Consider the following 16,103-nt stretch of genomic DNA (forward strand, 5'->3'; position numbering starts at 1 on the left):
CATGACGCTGGTCAACAACCGCATCGACGTCCCGGTAACCATCGACGAATCGCTGTGTATCGACGGCTGCACACTCTGCGTCGACATCTGCCCGCTCGATTCATTGGCCATCAATCCAGAAAACGGTAAGGCCTTCATGCACGTCGACGAATGCTGGTATTGCGGCCCCTGCGCGGCCCGATGCCCAACCGGCGCTGTCACCGTCAACATGCCCTATCTACTTCGATAAGTCAGGACCTCCATGAAGAGAACAGCCCTTCTCGCTTCCATGCTCATCGCCCTCGCGACCGGCTGCTCGCTGGACTCCGGCTCCGGTTCGTCCCAGGAGGTGACTGTGGTTATCGGATACCAGTCCAAGACCATCAACACCGTCACGGCGGGCACGCTGCTACGCGCCCAGGGTTATCTGGAGAAGCGACTCGGTGACCTCACTTCGCGCACCGGCACCAAGTACACCGTGCAGTGGCAGGATTACGACACCGGAGCCCCGATCACCGCGCAGATGCTGGCCGAGAAGATCGACATCGGTTCCATGGGCGACTACCCGCTACTGATCAACGGCTCCAAGACTCAGGCCAATGAGAAGGCGCGCACCGAGCTGGTTTCAATCACGGGTTACAACGCTAAGGGTTCGCTCAACATGGTTGTGGTTCCCCCGAATTCAGCGATCACTGAACTGCCTGAGTTGAAGGGCAAGAAGGTGTCGGCCAGCGTCGGTTCCGCGGGGCATGGCACCCTGGTGCGCGCGCTGCGCAATGACGGACTCGACCCGACCAGGGACGTCGAGGTTCTCAATCAGCAACCACAGGTCGGCGCCTCGGCCTTGGAATCGGGCCAGGTGCAGGCGTTGTCGCAGTTCGTCGCCTGGCCGGGCCTACTGGTCTTTCAGAACAAGGCCAAGCTGCTCTACGACGGTGCCGAGCTGAATGTTCCGACATTCCACGGTGTCGTGGTGCGCCGCGACTACGCCACTCAGCACCCCGAGGTGCTTGACGCCTTCCTGCAGGCTCAGCTCGATGCCACCGACTTCATTCACGAGAAGTCCCTGGAAGCGGCACGCATCGTGGCTGAGGGCAGCGGCCTACCCCAGGAAGTGGTGTACCTCTACAACGGGCCCGGGGGGACCTCGTTCGACGCCACCCTCAAGCCGTCGCTCATCGAGGCATTCACAAGCGATGTGCCCTATCTGAAATCGATCGGCGACTTCGCCGACCTCAATATCGACGATTTTGTCCACGACGGACCACTGCGCCAGGCATACACGACTCGTGCGAAGAACTATGAAACCGAGTTGGCCGCCATGGTCAATCCATTGGTGCTGCACCCGGCCGATGGCGCTGATCCGGGACAGGCCGCCGAGATCTGGTTTGACGGGAAAGATTCCACCCAGGTGTATCCCACGGCCCAGGAGCTGTTGAAGGCCGTCAACGCGGCCAATGCGGCCGGCCGGAAAGTCCGTGCGGCTTACGTCGCCGATACCGAATTGGGCACTCGCTGGTTTGCCGACCACGCCAGGTGGGTTCAGGATCCGGCCGGGCTCCACCCGTTCACCACCGGCGCGGGCGCGGCCCGGTACGTCGCCGCACACCCGGGTGCCAGGCCGCTGGACTACGCACAGGCATTGGCGGCCGCGTCATGAGCAGCCTGCCCATTCTGGAAACCCGTCCGCGAACGGTTGCGGTAACGCCCGTCGACGACCGAACCGGCGAGGTGGCAACCGCCCGGCGTACCGGTTCTAGATACTTCGCTTGGGGTGTCCGGGCATCGTCGGTGGCAGCTGCGGTGTTGCTCTGGCAACTCCTGACGGCCAACAAGGTGCGCTTTGGATTGAGGTTCGACACCCTGCCGACCGTCACCGAGATTGTCGCCGCGCTTACCAAGCGCATTGGCACCGAACAGTATTGGCTGGACCTCGGCCAGTCCACCATCCGGATTCTCACCGGCTTCGGCCTCGCCGCGGTCTTGGGCGTCATCACCGGTATCTGGCTGGGGCGTTCGCCGCTGTTCGCCAACATCTTTGGTCCGTTGACCGAACTCGCACGGCCCATTCCGGCGATCGCGATTGTGCCCGTGGCCATCCTGTTGTTCCCCAGCGATGAGGCCGGGATTGTCTTCATCACCTTCCTCGCCGCGTACTTTCCGATCATGGTCAGCACCCGGCATGCGGTGCGCGCCTTGCCGACGCTGTGGGAGGAGTCGGTCCGCACCCTCGGCGGCAGCCGCTGGGATGTGCTGTTGCGGGTGGTGCTGCCCGGCAGCCTTCCCGGGGTCTTTGGCGGGCTGTCTGTCGGTATCGGCGTCGCTTGGATCTGCGTTGTCTCTGCCGAAATGATCTCGGGCCGGCTGGGAGTCGGGTACCGCACGTGGCAGTCATACACGGTGTTGGCGTATCCGGACGTCTTCGTGGGCATCATCACCATTGGCGTGCTGGGGTTCGTGACATCCGCCGCCATCGAATTGGTGGGGCGTCGCGTCACGCGCTGGTTGCCTCGCGCGCAGGAGGCCCGTTCATGACACGCGCTTCCGCTCTGGTTCTCGACGAGGTCAGGCTCGGCTACGGCGGACGTACCGTCGTGGACCGCCTCAGTCTCACGGTGCAACCTGGGGAAATACTGGTTCTGACCGGCCCTTCGGGCTGCGGCAAGTCCACTGTGCTGCGCGCCCTGGCGGGGCTGCTCAAGCCCGATGCGGGAACCATCCGCGCCGACGGCGAGACGGTGGTCACCACCTCGCGCGACCGAGCCATGGTCTTCCAAGATAACGCTTTGTTGCCCTGGCGCACAGTGCGATCCAACATAGAACTGGCGTTGAAGCTGGGTGGTATCGCTCGTCAGGGGCGGCGCGAGGCGGCGCAGTCCTGGATCGACGATGTGGGCCTGACCGGGTTCGAGAACTATCTGCCCAAGAGCCTCTCGGGTGGCATGCGCCAGCGTGTCCAGCTCGCCCGCGGTCTCGCGGGAGCTCCACGTGCGGTCATGATGGACGAGCCATTCGGGGCGCTGGATGCCCAGACCCGTGCCAGCATGCAGCGTCTGCTCATCGACACCTGGCGCAGTCATCCCACCACGGTGGTGTTCGTGACTCACGATGTCGATGAGGCGCTGCTACTGGGGGATCGCATTGTCGTCCTGGGCAGGGCGGGGCAGCCATTGCGGGCACTCTTGGACGTGCCCGAACCTCGTGAGGCCGATATCGACCGCAGTGGTCTACGCACTGAAATCCTTGCCGCACTGAATCATACGGAGCTTGTTGCCTAATGGAGACCCCCGAACTAGACAGCGCCATCCGGCTGGACTGTGACGTGCTGGTGATCGGCGGTGGTACTGCCGGCACCATGGCGGCATTGACGGCTGCCGAAAATGGGGCACAGGTGCTTCTTCTGGAGAAGGCGCATGTGCGGCACTCCGGTGCCCTGGCGATGGGTATGGATGGTGTCAACAACGCCGTCATTCCCGGTAAGGCCGAGCCAGAAGATTACGTCGCGGAGATCACCCGCGCCAATGATGGAATCGTCAATCAGCGCACTGTGTATCAAACAGCGACGCGCGGATTCGCTATGGTGCAGCGCCTGGAGCGCTACGGCGTCAAGTTCGAGAAGGACGAGCACGGCGAGTACGCGGTGCGCCGGGTGCACCGGTCGGGCTCCTATGTGCTGCCCATGCCCGAGGGCAAGGACGTCAAGAAGGCGCTGTACCGCGTGCTGCGGCAGAAGTCGATGCGCGAAAAGATCCGCATCGAGAATCGGGTCATGCCGGTGCGGATATTGACCGAGGCACTGGGCGAGGGCGGCGACGGGGGACAGCAGCGCCGAGCCGTCGGTGCGGCGGGCTTCAACACTCGCACCGGCGAATTCGTGACGGTCGGGGCGAAGGCGGTGATCTTGGCGACCGGCCCCTGTGGCCGCCTTGGCCTCCCGGCGTCCGGCTATCTGTATGGCACCTATGAGAATCCGACCAACGCCGGGGACGGGTACGCGATGGCCTACCACGCCGGTGCCGAGCTGTCGGGGATCGAGTGTTTTCAGATCAACCCACTCATCAAGGATTACAACGGTCCGGCATGCGCGTATGTCGCCAACCCGTTCGGCGGGTATCAGGTGAATGCGCAAGGCGAGCGTTTTGTCGACTCCGATTATTGGTCAGGCCAGATGATGACGGAGGTCAAGAATGAAATCGAGTCGGCGCGGGGCCCTATCTATCTGAAAGTCACCCATCTGCCCGAGGAGACGCTGTCGGCGCTGGAAAATATCCTGCATACCACTGAGCGGCCGACCCGCGGAACTTTTCATGCCAATCGTGGACACGACTATCGTACGCACGATATCGAGATGCACATCTCCGAGATTGGTTTGTGCAGTGGGCATTCCGCCTCGGGAGTATGGGTGGACGAACATGCCCGCACTACGGTGCCGGGTCTGTATGCCGCGGGTGACCTGGCCTGTGTGCCGCACAACTACATGATTGGCGCCTTCGTATACGGCGACCTGGCCGGTGAGCACGCGGCCTCCATACTGTCGAAAACGCCTGCACCACTTGAGCTACCGGTAGATCAGCTCAAAGAGGCGCATGAGCTGATCTACCGTCCGCTGCGCCACCCCGACGGCCCACCCCAGCCGCAGGTCGAATACAAGCTGCGTCGCTTCGTCAATGACTACGTGGCTCCGCCCAAGACGGCGGCCAAACTGTCTTTGGCAGTTCAGACATTCGAGCGGATGGCCGAGGAGGTGGGCCAGATCGGGGCGCGTACCCCGCATGAGTTGATGCGGGCCGCCGAGGTGTCGTTCATCAGGGACTGCGCCGAAATGGCGGCACGCTCATCGCTGACGCGCACTGAGTCGCGGTGGGGCCTGTATCACGACAGGGCTGACCTGCCGGATCGCGACGACGATAACTGGCGCTACCACCTCAACCTGCGCAAGAGCGGCGACGGCATGGATTTTGTGAAGCGGCCGGTCGCACCGTATTTCGTCCCGGTCCCGGGTCTGGACGATCTTCCCTCGGGGGAAACGGCGCCCATCGCGGTGCATCAGCCCGAGCTGCTCGGTGCCAAGGCCCCGGCGACTCGGGTCACCACGGCCATCACGATGGACGCGGAGCAGCCTCCGTCGCCACGGATCGCCGCGGTGCTCGCATTGGAGGCGCCCACGGTGCAGGACTTGCTGCAGTACTTGACCGATGACGATCCGGGTGTGCGGCGCACCGCGATTGCCTCATTGACCGAACATATTCCCGTCGGCTATGAGGCGGCTCTGCTGGATGCGTTGAGCGACAACGATTCTTCGGTTCGCCGTACTGCCGCCGAGGGGCTGCGTGAACTGGTCGAGATGCTGGAGAACCCAGCTGCGATTCGCGGTTACGTCGGCGCTCCCGATCCGTTGGTGCGCAGCACCGCGCTGTATGTAGCCAGTGCCCGACGTGTCGGCGATCCGGTTGCCTATGTTGTGTCGCTGCGCGACCCCGATCACCGGGTCCGGATCGAAGCCGTGCGGGCGCTGGTCTCGGTGGATGATGCGGGTTCCGTCGCCACCGCGGCCACGGACGAGAATCGTGAAGTACGGATCGCCGTCGCCAACGGACTTGCCAAGCTGTCCGCCGGAGGCGAGGCGGTGCGGGCGTTGGTACATGACGGTGACCCGCTGGTGAGGGCCGCCGCGCTCACCGCTCTCGGCGAGTTGGGGGTCGACGACGAGATTCTCCATGCGGTTGAACAGGCGCTGAAGGCTCCGGCTTGGCAGATCCGTCAAGGAGCAGTGCGCGCCCTGGCGGGGGCGTCCCCCGGGCAAGCCGTGTCCGCACTCGTGCGGGCATTGGCCGATACACATCTGGATGTGCGCAAGTCGGCGGTACTTAGCCTGAGCCGATGGGTGTCAACGGAGCCCGCTGTGCGGGAGGCGCTGACGGGTGCGCTTCAGGATGGTGATGCGGATGTGAGAGCCTATGCGCGACAGGCACTTGCGTCCGTCTGATTCGGGAGATCCCAAGCACAGTGGATTCCGTCCGGCAACGTGGCGGAGGTCATGTTACGGGCGGGTTCCGGGGGCACTTAGCATAGGCTAGGCTTACTCAGGTGTCGAAGATGAGTGCGGTTGTAGATCCCGATACCGGCGCCCGGACCTGGGTTTCTGTGCAGGAGGGACTGCCGGATGGCTTTGCCCCGGCCGACCTCGCCGGTGCGCTCGCGCAGGAAATCCCGGAGCGCCACGGCGACGAATACTTGATTTACGAGCGCGATGGCGAATGGGTACTCGCCATCGGCGCGCGCGCCTCCGTTGAGCTCGACAGTGACGGACTGCGTATCGTCCGGGACGGAACCATCGAGAAACGCGATTGGTCCGGACACCCAGGGGCTGCCCTCGAACAGGCCGTGAACGAGATCTCCGACGGCACGCATCGAGTTTTTGGATGGGTCGCCTTTGAGTTCGGCACCTACCGATTCAATCTTCAGCACCGGCTGGCTCCTGGTACGCCGTTGGCTCGGGTCTTCGCTCCCCGCGCCGAGGTCGTGATCACTGCGGACGGGGTGTCGGTCTCTGATGAGAGCTATGTGGAGGACATCAGCCGGCTGATCGAGCAGGGCGTACCGGCGATTCCGGCTCCGGCCTCGATCGATCTGGCCCCGGACCCATCCGATTATCGGGGGCGTGTCGGCATCGCGACCGCCGAGATCCGGTCGGGCCTGTACCACAAGGTGATCCTGTCGCGGCGGGTAGAAGTGCCTTTCGCCATGGACTTTCCGTCCACCTACCGTCTTGGACGGCATAACAACACACCGGTTCGTTCCTTCCTATTACGGCTCGGAGGTATACGAGCTCTTGGCTACAGCCCAGAGCTCGTCACCGCGGTCGAGGCCGACGGAACTGTTGTCACCCAGCCGCTGGCGGGAACCCGTGCCTTCGGACGTGGTGAGGACGCAGACCGTGTCGCCCGCGATGACCTCGAATCGAATGCGAAAGAGATTGTCGAGCATGCGATCTCAGTGCGAAGCTCGCTTGCCGAGATCGCCGAGGTGGTGGATCCCAGCAGTACCAAGGTGACCGACTTCATGACCGTGCGTGAGCGTGGCAGTGTTCAGCACCTGGGATCGACAGTCAGTGGTGAGCTGAGTGCCGGCATGACGCGGATGGATGCGCTGGAGGCGCTGTTTCCTGCCGTGACGGCTTCGGGCATCCCGAAGGCGGAAGGTGTCGACGCCATCCTTCGGCTCGATGATCACCCGCGCGGCCTTTACTCCGGTGCGGTTGTCATGCTGTCGCCGAACGGCGGCTTGGACGCCGCGCTGACACTGCGCTCGGCCTACGAACAGGACGGCCACACCTGGCTGCGGGCCGGTGCAGGCATCATCGAGGCATCCACCCCCGAGCGGGAGTTCGAGGAGACCTGCGAGAAGCTCGGCAGTATTGCCCCGTACGTGATCAAGCGCGAGGCATAGCTCTTCGCGACTGACTATCCGCGCCGCCGCCTCGCCCGGATTGACCCTACCCCTGAGGGCAGGGTCTACGGTCCCGGTGAGGATTAAGCATGCAGATTTCCGAGCTGGCCCGCCGGGCGGGTGTATCGCTGAAGGCCGTGCGCTACTACGAGCGCCTCGGTCTGGTGATGCCGTCGCGCCTGGGCAATGGGTATCGGGACTATACCGATGATGACCTACAGATAGTCGGTGAGATCCGATCGCTTGCCGCGGCTGGAATTTCGCCCTCGCTGGCGCGTCCGTTCATCGAGTGCCTGCGCGAGGGCCATGACCACAGCGATGACTGTCCGTCGGCGCTCGCCGCATATCGGGACAGCATCGCGGCTCTGGACCAGAGCATCGCTTCATTGATCATGCGCCGTCGGATCCTCGCGGCGCGGCTGGATGCGGCCGCGGCGAGAACCTTCACCGAGGAGCCCCGAAACATGGATGATTACACCGAACTTCCCTTCGGCCTGCCGGTGCCGGTCGATGATGGCGCCGCCGACCACCTGCAAGACCGGCCTCTGCCGGACCTGACCTTGATGGCAACTGGCGGGTGTGCGGTCCGGCTACGCGGGCTACCCGAGGGGCGCACAGTGTTGTATCTGTACCCACTGACGGGCCGTCCCGGCCTCGACATCCCAGAGGGCTGGGACGCCATACCGGGGGCACGCGGCTGCACCACCGAGGCGTGCGGCTTTCGCGATCATTTCGATGAACTGCGCGCGGCTGGCGCACAACAGGTTTGGGGACTATCGAGCCAAGATACCGACTACCAGGCGGAGGTTGTCCGACGGCTCAGGCTGCCGTTCCACATGCTTTCGGATCCGGACTTCACACTGGCAGAGGCACTGCACCTGCCCACGTTCGCCGCCGTCGGACACCCGCGTCTTTACGCGCGGATCACACTTGTTGTCCGAGACGGGCGCATTGAGCAGGTCTTTTATCCGATCTTTCCGCCGGATACACATGCCCAGCAGGTGCTTGAGTGGTTGACATCGCACCCGATGGATTGACGGCCTAGCCCGTCAGGGAGGCCAGCAGCGCTCGCTTGTCGATCTTGCCCACAGCGGTCAGTGGCAGTGCGGAAACGGCGACCAGTTTGTCGACGCGTGAATGGGTCGCGGCGCCACGGGCTTGCAGATGCTGATTGAGTTCGGCGGCGGCGACCGGTTTTCCCTTGAAAACAATTGCAGCACAGACAATCTCGCCAAGATACTGATCGGGAAGGCCCACCGCCGCTGCGGCGTAGACCGCCGGATGGGTCTGCAAGTGCGATTCGAGATCCAACGCGGCGATGGATTCCCCGCCACGGAGAATGACATCCTTGATGCGTCCGGTGACTTCCAGATAACCGCCCGGTAGTGCGCGTACCCGGTCACCGCTGCGATAGAAACCGTCGACAGTGAACGAGCGCATGTTGTCGGCGTCGGCGCGGTAGTACCCGTTGAGGGTGTATGGCCCACGCACGAGCAGTTCCCCGGTTTCTCCGGCGGGGACGTCGGCGCCGTCCTCGTCGACTATGCGCACCTCGTCCGCGTCGCACATGGGACGGCCCTGGCTGTTATCCAGGATATCGGTGGGATCGCCTGGCTGTGTGAGGCATAACAGGCCCTCTGCCATGCCGAAAACCTGTTGCAGTCCCTGGGTGAGCGACTCTCGTACCGCTCGTGCGTCGTCGGCGCCGAGTTTGGCGCCACCAACCTGGAGCAGCCTCAGTGTTTCCGGCAGCACCGGCTCCCACGCGGTGGCTTGAGCCCATAGCTGTGCAAGCGATGGCACCACTGCCGTCACCGACACTCGATGGCGAGCGATGGTCGCGAAAGCCGACTCCGGACTCGGATCCGAGAGGAAAACCGTGGTCGCACCGGTGCTTATCGCACCAAGCAAGCCCGGGCAAGCCAGGGGGAAATTATGGCCGGCGGGCAGTGCCACGAGGTAAACGTCGTCCTGGGTCAGACCGCAGACCCGTGCTGCCTGTGTGGCGTTGTAGACGTAGTCCTCGTGGGTGCGAGGGATCAGCTTGGGTGCTGCGGTGGTGCCGCCGGACACCAGCAGTAGGGCAGGAGTGTCCGTCTGCACGGTAGGTAGCGGACCCTGCGGCTCAACACTTTTCAGCAGCGACGTCCAGGATGCGAAGGGGCCCGCATCACCCTCCACGACCACCGTGCGCAGGCGCGGATGCCGCTGGGACAGCGCGACCGCCAGCGCGCGGTAATCGAATCCACCGGCCGAATCGGGGATAACCAATCCGACAGCGTCGGCCACCTCGATGAAGTGGGACAGTTCGGCGGCCCGGTGCCCGGGAAGGCACATCACGGGTATTGCGCCGGCACGCATCAAGCCGAATAGCGCGACGGCAAACGATGCCCGATTGGGGAGTTGGAGCAGCACCCGATCGCCGGGCGCTATCCCCAGCCGGAGGAAGGCGTGTGCGGCATTGTCGGCTGCCTCGTCCAGTTCTCGATAGCTCAGCGCGCGGTGTTCGTCGATCACAGCCGGATGGCATGGCCGCCTGGCCGCGGACACGCGAAGCAGCGATTCGACGGTGTTGCCCGTCCAGTACCCGGCCCGGCGATATTCGTCGGCGCGTACCGAGGGAAACGGGACGAAACCATCCAGTGCGGGGGTTGCGGCTGACGACGCGGTGGTGGTCGATCTGGGCTGAGTCATCGGGGCTCCTCGTGGGTGACCCCTCGCAGTCTAGATAGGGTAGCCTCCTCGTAGTTAGGGCAGCCTGTACTAATAGTGAAAACGCGAGGTGAGATCGAGTGCGCACCGTGAGCGATGGTGACGTCGAGGTGGGCGTTACCAGCGGGGAAGCGCCGGTAGGCCTCGGTATAGCCGCGATGCCCCTGTCCGCGGGGCAGCACCGTATCTGGTTCGCACACGGTGTGACGCCAGTTCTGATGAACCTGTGCCGGTCCTATCGGCTCCACGGTGAACTCGATGTAGACAAGCTGCGTGCGGCGGTCGCCGCGGTCGTGCTTCGTCACGCGGCGCTGCGCACCACGGTCCATGCCGGTGCCGATGGCCATCCGGTCGCCGTGCTGCACAGCGATCTGCAGGCTCGATGGATCGAGCACGATGTGACCGACCTTGGCGGTACCGCACAGGAGCTGCGGCTGGCCGTGCTGGCGCAGCGTGAATACGGCACCGCGTTCGATCTGGCCACGGAAGCGCCATTGCGTGTCACCGTCATCCGTACCGGCTCGGCGGAGTATGTGATGCTTGTGGTCGCCCACCGCATTGGCTGGGATGACGAATCATGGCAGGTCTTTCTGGCCGATTTGACCGCAGCCTATGTCCACGGCGGTATCTCGGAGCCGCTGTCCTCGGCGCCGAAGCAGGGCGGACCCGGCGATGCGGCAGTGGACTATTGGCGCGAGGAACTGTCGAATCCCGCTGAACCGTTAGAGCTTCCGGGGCCCAACGGTGCGGTGGTGCCAACCGATTGGAAGGCGGCGCGTTGTACCGCACATCTTTCCGTATCGGTGATGGAGCAGGTCGAGCGACTTGCGCGCGATTCGGGTTCCACGCCCCATGCGGTGCTGTTGGCGGCGTATTCGGTTCTACTGCATCGGTACACACACGCCAATGACTTCATCGTGGCCTCGCCGGTGCCTGCCCTCGATCCCCATGCGCGTGGCCGCATCGGGCACTTCGGCAACGTCCTCCCACTGCGTATGCGGCCACGCGCTGACGAAAGCTTCAAGGATCTGTTGGCCCGGGTGCGGCGGACCACCCTGGATGGGATGGCGCATCAGGGAGTCAGTCTGGATCGCGTGGTACCGCGAGTTGGTTTCTCCATGGCTACCGATTCTGCCGAGTTGTTCTGTCCGCCCGGAATCCGTTGTGAAAAAGCGGCATTCGAAAGCCATGTGGCATATGTTCCACTCGGTTTGACCGTGGAGGTGAAGTCCGGCGGCGCTGACGTGGTGGCCGAGTATCTGGTCACGGTGCTGGACGAGCGGATGGCTACGCAGCTGCTGCGGCATTTTGCCAATGTGCTCGAAGCCGTACTGGCAGATCCGGACCGCATGGTGGGCGCCGTGGATCTCATGGATGACCGTGAGGCGCAGTGGTTGTGGGCCGCATCGTCGGGTGAACGGTTCGAAGCGCCGCCTGCCACCCTCGGCGAACTGGTGGCCGAGCGGGCGGGTGCACAGCCAGATGCCGTCGCGGTCGTGTACGAGGGGCGTCATTACTCGTACCGGGAGACCAATGATTTGGCGAATCGATTGGCGCACTGGATCATCGAGCAGGGGATCGGTACAGAGGATCACGTCGCGGTTCTTCTCGACAAGTCCCCAGACTTGATCATCACCGCGCTGGCCATCGCCAAGGCGGGCGCGGTATACCTGCCAATCGATCCGGAGTATCCCCCCGACCGCATTGCGCATATTCTTGCCGACGCACAGCCCCGGCTGGTGATCCGGGAGCCGGTGACCGGTCTCGATCAGTTCGATGCCCGCGAACCGGTTGACTCCGATCGGGTGCGGCCATTGACGCCAGACAATGCCGCCTACTTGATCTATACATCCGGTTCAACCGGCATGCCTAAGGGCGTAACGGTTACGCACCGCCCTCTTACCGAGTACTTCAACTGGTTCCGTGCCGAATATCGTGTCGGTGGATCAGATCGCGTGCTACAGGTGGGGTCGCCGAGTTTCGACGTGTCGATAGGGGAGATCTTCGGGATTCTCAGTTGTGGTGGACGCTTGGTCATTCCGCGTCCGGGCGGGCTCACCGACGTCGCCTATCTGACGGCCCTGTTGAACAGTGAGGCCGTCACCTCGATGCACATGGTGCCCTCGCTGCTGGGGCTCATCTTGTCACTTCCGGGAGTGACGCAGTGGAAATCGCTACGCCGCGTGCCGGTAGGCGGCGAGGCACTGCCGGGGCCGGTTGCCGACAAATTCCACGCCACCTTTGATGCCTCGCTGCACAATTTTTACGGCCCGACGGAGGCCATCATCAACGCCTCGCGCTACAAGGTCCGTGGGATCCAGGGCACGCGGACCGTACCGATCGGTACTCCCAAGATCAACACTCAGATTCACATTCTTGACGAGACTCTGCGCCCGGTTCCGGTGGGTGCTATCGGTGAGATATACATCGCAGGAACGCATCTGGCGCGTGGATATCACCGCGCCCCTGCTCTTACCGCGCAGCGCTTCATCGCCGACCCCTTTACTCCCGGGCAGCGGATGTATCGGTCCGGCGACCTGGCGCGCCGCAACGCCGGCGGAGATGTGGAGTTCGTCGGGCGAGCCGACGAGCAGGTGAAGATCCGGGGATTCCGTGTCGAGCTCGGTGAGATCTCATCGGCCATCGAGGTTGATCCCAGTGTGAGTCAGGCGCTGGTTGTGGTGGACGAACTGCCGCACCTCGGTAAGCGCCTGGTTGCTTATCTGACACCGATCGGCGGACACGTGGTCGATATCGACCGGATCCGCTCCAGGATCTCGGCGGCCCTGCCCGACTACATGATTCCGGCCGCATACGTTGTGCTGGACGAGATTCCCATCACCCCGCACGGCAAGATCGACCGGGATGCGCTACCGGCACCCGACAGCGGGACCGTCACGGAACGGCGTGAGGCCCAAACACCGACACAACGTGCGGTATCCGTGCTTTTCGCGCAGGTACTCGGAACAGCCGTGGTGGGTATCGACGACTCGTTCGAGTCCCTCGGCGGCCATTCCTTGCTCGCGAGCAAGCTCTCTGCCACGATTCTGTCCGAGTATGGAGTACGGATCGATATTCGCGAGATCCTGCGCCGGGGTACCGTCGCGAGCTTGGCCGAACTGATAGATCAGCACATGGGCAGCACAGCGGATTCGGTGGACAGTGCGCCCGAGGGCGAACCGATTCCGCTGCTGCCGGGCGGGCACAGCCTCTACGAGTACGGAAACCCCCGCAGGCTCGCGGTGACCTGTGTCTTCCGCCTCCATGACGGCGTCAACCGGGCCGCATTGGAGCAGCTGCTCGGCGCCGTTGTCGGAGAACATGAAGCACTGCACAGCCGGCTGGACCGAGAGAGCATGACGCTGGTGCCGCGCGCGCGCCCGGCGCTACGATTTGTCGAGATCGTCGCGGCGGATCCATCTGTCGCCGCAGCCGCGGAGATCGCGCGTGCAGTGGATCGCCTTGACCCGGAGCAAGGTTGGATGTTGTCGGCGGTGTGGCTGCACCCGGACAACGAGCCGGGAGTTCTCATCCTGGCGGTGCACCACCTGGCGGCTGATCCCATTTCCTGGCGCGTCATCATGTCCGAGCTGGAAGCGCGCTGGCAGGCCGTGGCGCATCAGGTGCCATCGGATGTCGATCAGACGAGCATCGGCCTACGGCAGTGGGCGAATTCGCTGGCGGCCGAGGCGCGCGACGTGAACAGCCTGCCATTCTGGGTTGCTCAGCTTGACGGTGACGATCCCGACATCGGTTCGCGCAGGATCGCTCCCGAGACGGATCGGGACAGTGAGGTGGCCATAACCGCTGAAGCCGCCCCGGTCGGAGTCAGTGAGCTGCTGCTGAATTCCGGTGTGCCGATGGAACGGCTCCTTGCGGCGGCGGTGGCGCGCACCATAGCCCAGTGGCGCCGTGGGCGGGGCCAGGCCACGGTAGAGCCTCTACTGGCGATTCAGATTCCCGGCCGTGGCGAGTCCACCGCGGCAACGGTGGGGCCGCTGAGCACGGTGTATCCGTTGCGCCTCGGCGGCACCGATCCGCTCGCGGTCGGGCCACGTCCTCTGGTGGAGCGTATCGCCCAGCAGTATCGGGCGATGCCGGGGCGGAGTATCGACTACGGCTTGCTGCGCTATTTGCGAGGCGACACCAGGGCGGTATTGCGCAAGTACCGCGATCCGCAGGTATTGCTGACTTATCTGGGACATGACGCGGGATTTGAAGGAGACCTCCTGCAACGGGACGAATGGCTCTCGGTATTGGGTTCTCCTGTTCCGGAGCCCGATTCGTCGGTACGTCATGAGCTGTCCATCGCGGCGCTGATCATGGAGACGACCGAGGGGCCGGTCGTAGGGACCTTGTGGCGCGCGATTCCGGAGGTACTCAGTCGCGCGGAGGTCACCCAACTGCAAGCGATATGGCACGAACAGCTGGGAATTCTGGCAAAGGAGCAATGGTGACGTCGACATTGGCAGTGATAGGTGCGGGCGCCAAGGCGGTCGCGGTGGCCGCGAAGGCAGCCGTACTGCGCGAATGCGGTGTCGACGTGCCCGACGTGGTGGCGATCGAACGCCAGCAGGTTGGCGCCAACTGGCAGGCGTGCGGCGGCTGGACCGATGGGCAGCACCGACTGGGCACCAGCCCCGAGAAGGATGTGGGCTTTCCGTATCGATCCGCCATTCTTCCGGGGCGTAACGCCGAGATCGACGCCCGGATGATGCGGCTGAGCTGGCAGTCGTACCTGGTCGCCACCGGTCAATTCGCCGAATGGGTCGACCGCGATAAGCCGGCGCCGACGCACAAGCGGTGGGCCGACTACCTGACATGGGTGGCCAACACGGTCGATATGAAGGTCGTACACGGTGAAGTGACGGGATTGTCGATTGACGACGACCGATGGGTTGTCGGCACCAAGGACTGTGCCATCGCGGCCGATGCCGTGATGGTGACGGGGCCCGGTCAACCGGAACGTTCCGTGCTGCCCGAGCATCCAAATGTCTTGTCCATCGCTGAATTCTGGCGTCGCTGTGCCGGCCCCATGCGGCTCACCGCTGAGCGCGTTGCCGTGATCGGTGGCGGAGAGACCGCCGCCTCGGTACTCAACGAACTATTCGGACACCGGGTTTCCACCGTCACCGTCATCTCGCCAGGCGTCACGCTGTTTACCCGTGGTGAAGGGTACTTCGAGAACGCGCTGTTCAGTGATCCGACCGGATGGCTGCACCACACGATGGAGGAGCGCCGCGACGCGCTGAACCGGACCGACCGTGGGGTTTTCTCAGCACGTGTGCAGGACTCGCTGCTGGCCGACGACCGCATCCGGCATCTGCGCGGCCGGGTCGCTCATGCGGTCGCGCTGGATGACCGGATCAGGCTGACGCTGCGCAGCGACCGTGCTGGGGAGCCGTCCGAAACCGTGCACGGCTTCGATCTGGTGATCGACGGGGCGGGCGCTGACGCACTCTGGTTCCTGCCGTTGTTCGACCAGAGTGCCCTTGATCTCATGGAGCTCAAGCTCGGTGCTCCGGTGGACGGCAACGTGTTGCAGGAATCGCTCGGACACGATCTGTCCGTCAACGGCCTCACGCCCAAGCTCATTCTTCCGACGCTTTCGGGTCTGACTCAGGGGCCGGGGTTTCCCAATCTCAGCTGTCTCGGGTTGTTGTCAGATCGAGTGCTCGGTGGGCACAGCGGCACCGATTCGGTTCGTCGTGAAAGGAAAATTGTTGAGTACCAACCCATTTGATGACGAGAACGGCACCTTCTACGTTCTGGTCAACGACGAGGAGCAGTACAGTTTGTGGCCCAACGCCATCGAGATCCCGGAGCGGTGGCGAGTGGTCTTCGGTGCGGCCTCGCGGGCTGACTGTGTGGAATACGTCGAGGCCAACTGGCTCGATATGCGACCCAAGAGCCTGCGCGACGTGATGGCGGGATAGGGAGTTCCATGGTGAGGTCCTCGGCAC

11 protein-coding genes are annotated in these 16,103 nt (G+C 63.8%); 10 read left to right on the forward strand and 1 reads right to left on the reverse strand.

Annotation, left to right across the window (positions count from 1 at the left end; translation table 11 throughout):
- Nucleotide 1 precedes the first annotated feature (1 nt).
- The 7 genes from MAB_RS11425 (at nucleotide 2) to MAB_RS11455 (ending at nucleotide 8,465) form a co-directional block, all read left to right on the forward strand.
- Nucleotides 2-229 carry a 4Fe-4S dicluster domain-containing protein gene (locus MAB_RS11425; protein WP_005058882.1) on the forward strand — a complete coding sequence of 76 codons (228 nt, stop codon included), beginning with the start codon at nucleotides 2-4 and terminating at the stop codon, nucleotides 227-229.
- A gap of 12 nt (nucleotides 230-241) precedes the next feature.
- The gene (locus MAB_RS11430; RefSeq protein ID WP_012296526.1) at nucleotides 242-1,639 is read left to right on the forward strand and encodes an ABC transporter substrate-binding protein; all 1,398 of its coding nucleotides are present in this window, start codon (nucleotides 242-244) and stop codon (nucleotides 1,637-1,639) included.
- A complete protein-coding gene (locus MAB_RS11435) occupies nucleotides 1,636-2,514 on the forward strand; it encodes an ABC transporter permease (RefSeq protein WP_005086063.1) in 879 nt (292 codons plus the stop codon). The genes MAB_RS11430 and MAB_RS11435 overlap by 4 nt, the downstream gene beginning before the upstream one ends.
- Nucleotides 2,511-3,257, forward strand: a complete 747-nt coding sequence (locus MAB_RS11440; RefSeq protein WP_005086062.1) for an ABC transporter ATP-binding protein — start codon at nucleotides 2,511-2,513, stop codon at nucleotides 3,255-3,257. Before MAB_RS11435 ends, MAB_RS11440 begins: the two co-directional genes overlap by 4 nt.
- Complete coding sequence (locus tag MAB_RS11445; protein WP_005110750.1) at nucleotides 3,257-5,965, forward strand: fumarate reductase/succinate dehydrogenase flavoprotein subunit; 2,709 nt, start codon at nucleotides 3,257-3,259, stop codon at nucleotides 5,963-5,965. Before MAB_RS11440 ends, MAB_RS11445 begins: the two co-directional genes overlap by 1 nt.
- Nucleotides 5,966-6,066: 101 nt before the next feature.
- Nucleotides 6,067-7,428: a salicylate synthase gene (locus MAB_RS11450; protein ID WP_005096783.1), complete on the forward strand. Its 1,362-nt coding sequence runs from the start codon at nucleotides 6,067-6,069 to the stop codon at nucleotides 7,426-7,428.
- An 89-nt stretch (nucleotides 7,429-7,517) separates the two neighbouring features.
- Nucleotides 7,518-8,465, forward strand: a complete 948-nt coding sequence (locus MAB_RS11455; RefSeq protein WP_005088757.1) for a MerR family transcriptional regulator — start codon at nucleotides 7,518-7,520, stop codon at nucleotides 8,463-8,465.
- Nucleotides 8,466-8,469: 4 nt separating this feature from the next.
- On the opposite strand, the gene MAB_RS11460 is transcribed toward MAB_RS11455, so the two are convergent.
- Nucleotides 8,470-10,122 (reverse strand): (2,3-dihydroxybenzoyl)adenylate synthase, encoded by a 1,653-nt coding sequence (locus MAB_RS11460; RefSeq protein ID WP_005088755.1) that lies wholly within the window; start codon nucleotides 10,120-10,122, stop codon nucleotides 8,470-8,472.
- A 98-nt stretch (nucleotides 10,123-10,220) separates the two neighbouring features.
- Between MAB_RS11460 and MAB_RS11465 the strand changes: the two genes are divergently transcribed.
- Genes MAB_RS11465 through MAB_RS11475 form a run of 3 tightly spaced genes read left to right on the forward strand, consistent with a single transcriptional unit; the run spans nucleotide 10,221 to nucleotide 16,076 of the window.
- The gene (locus MAB_RS11465; RefSeq protein WP_005086055.1) at nucleotides 10,221-14,597 is read left to right on the forward strand and encodes a non-ribosomal peptide synthetase; all 4,377 of its coding nucleotides are present in this window, start codon (nucleotides 10,221-10,223) and stop codon (nucleotides 14,595-14,597) included.
- Nucleotides 14,594-15,883, forward strand: coding sequence for an NADPH-dependent L-lysine N(6)-monooxygenase MbtG (gene mbtG, locus MAB_RS11470; protein WP_005086054.1), 1,290 nt, complete (start codon nucleotides 14,594-14,596; stop codon nucleotides 15,881-15,883). The genes MAB_RS11465 and mbtG overlap by 4 nt, the downstream gene beginning before the upstream one ends.
- Nucleotides 15,864-16,076: an MbtH family protein gene (locus MAB_RS11475; RefSeq protein WP_005086053.1), complete on the forward strand. Its 213-nt coding sequence runs from the start codon at nucleotides 15,864-15,866 to the stop codon at nucleotides 16,074-16,076. Before mbtG ends, MAB_RS11475 begins: the two co-directional genes overlap by 20 nt.
- Nucleotides 16,077-16,103: the final 27 nt, after the last annotated feature.

It is taken from the genome of Mycobacteroides abscessus ATCC 19977 (assembly GCF_000069185.1).
In the GTDB taxonomy this organism is placed as follows: Bacteria; Actinomycetota; Actinomycetes; order Mycobacteriales; family Mycobacteriaceae; genus Mycobacterium; species Mycobacterium abscessus.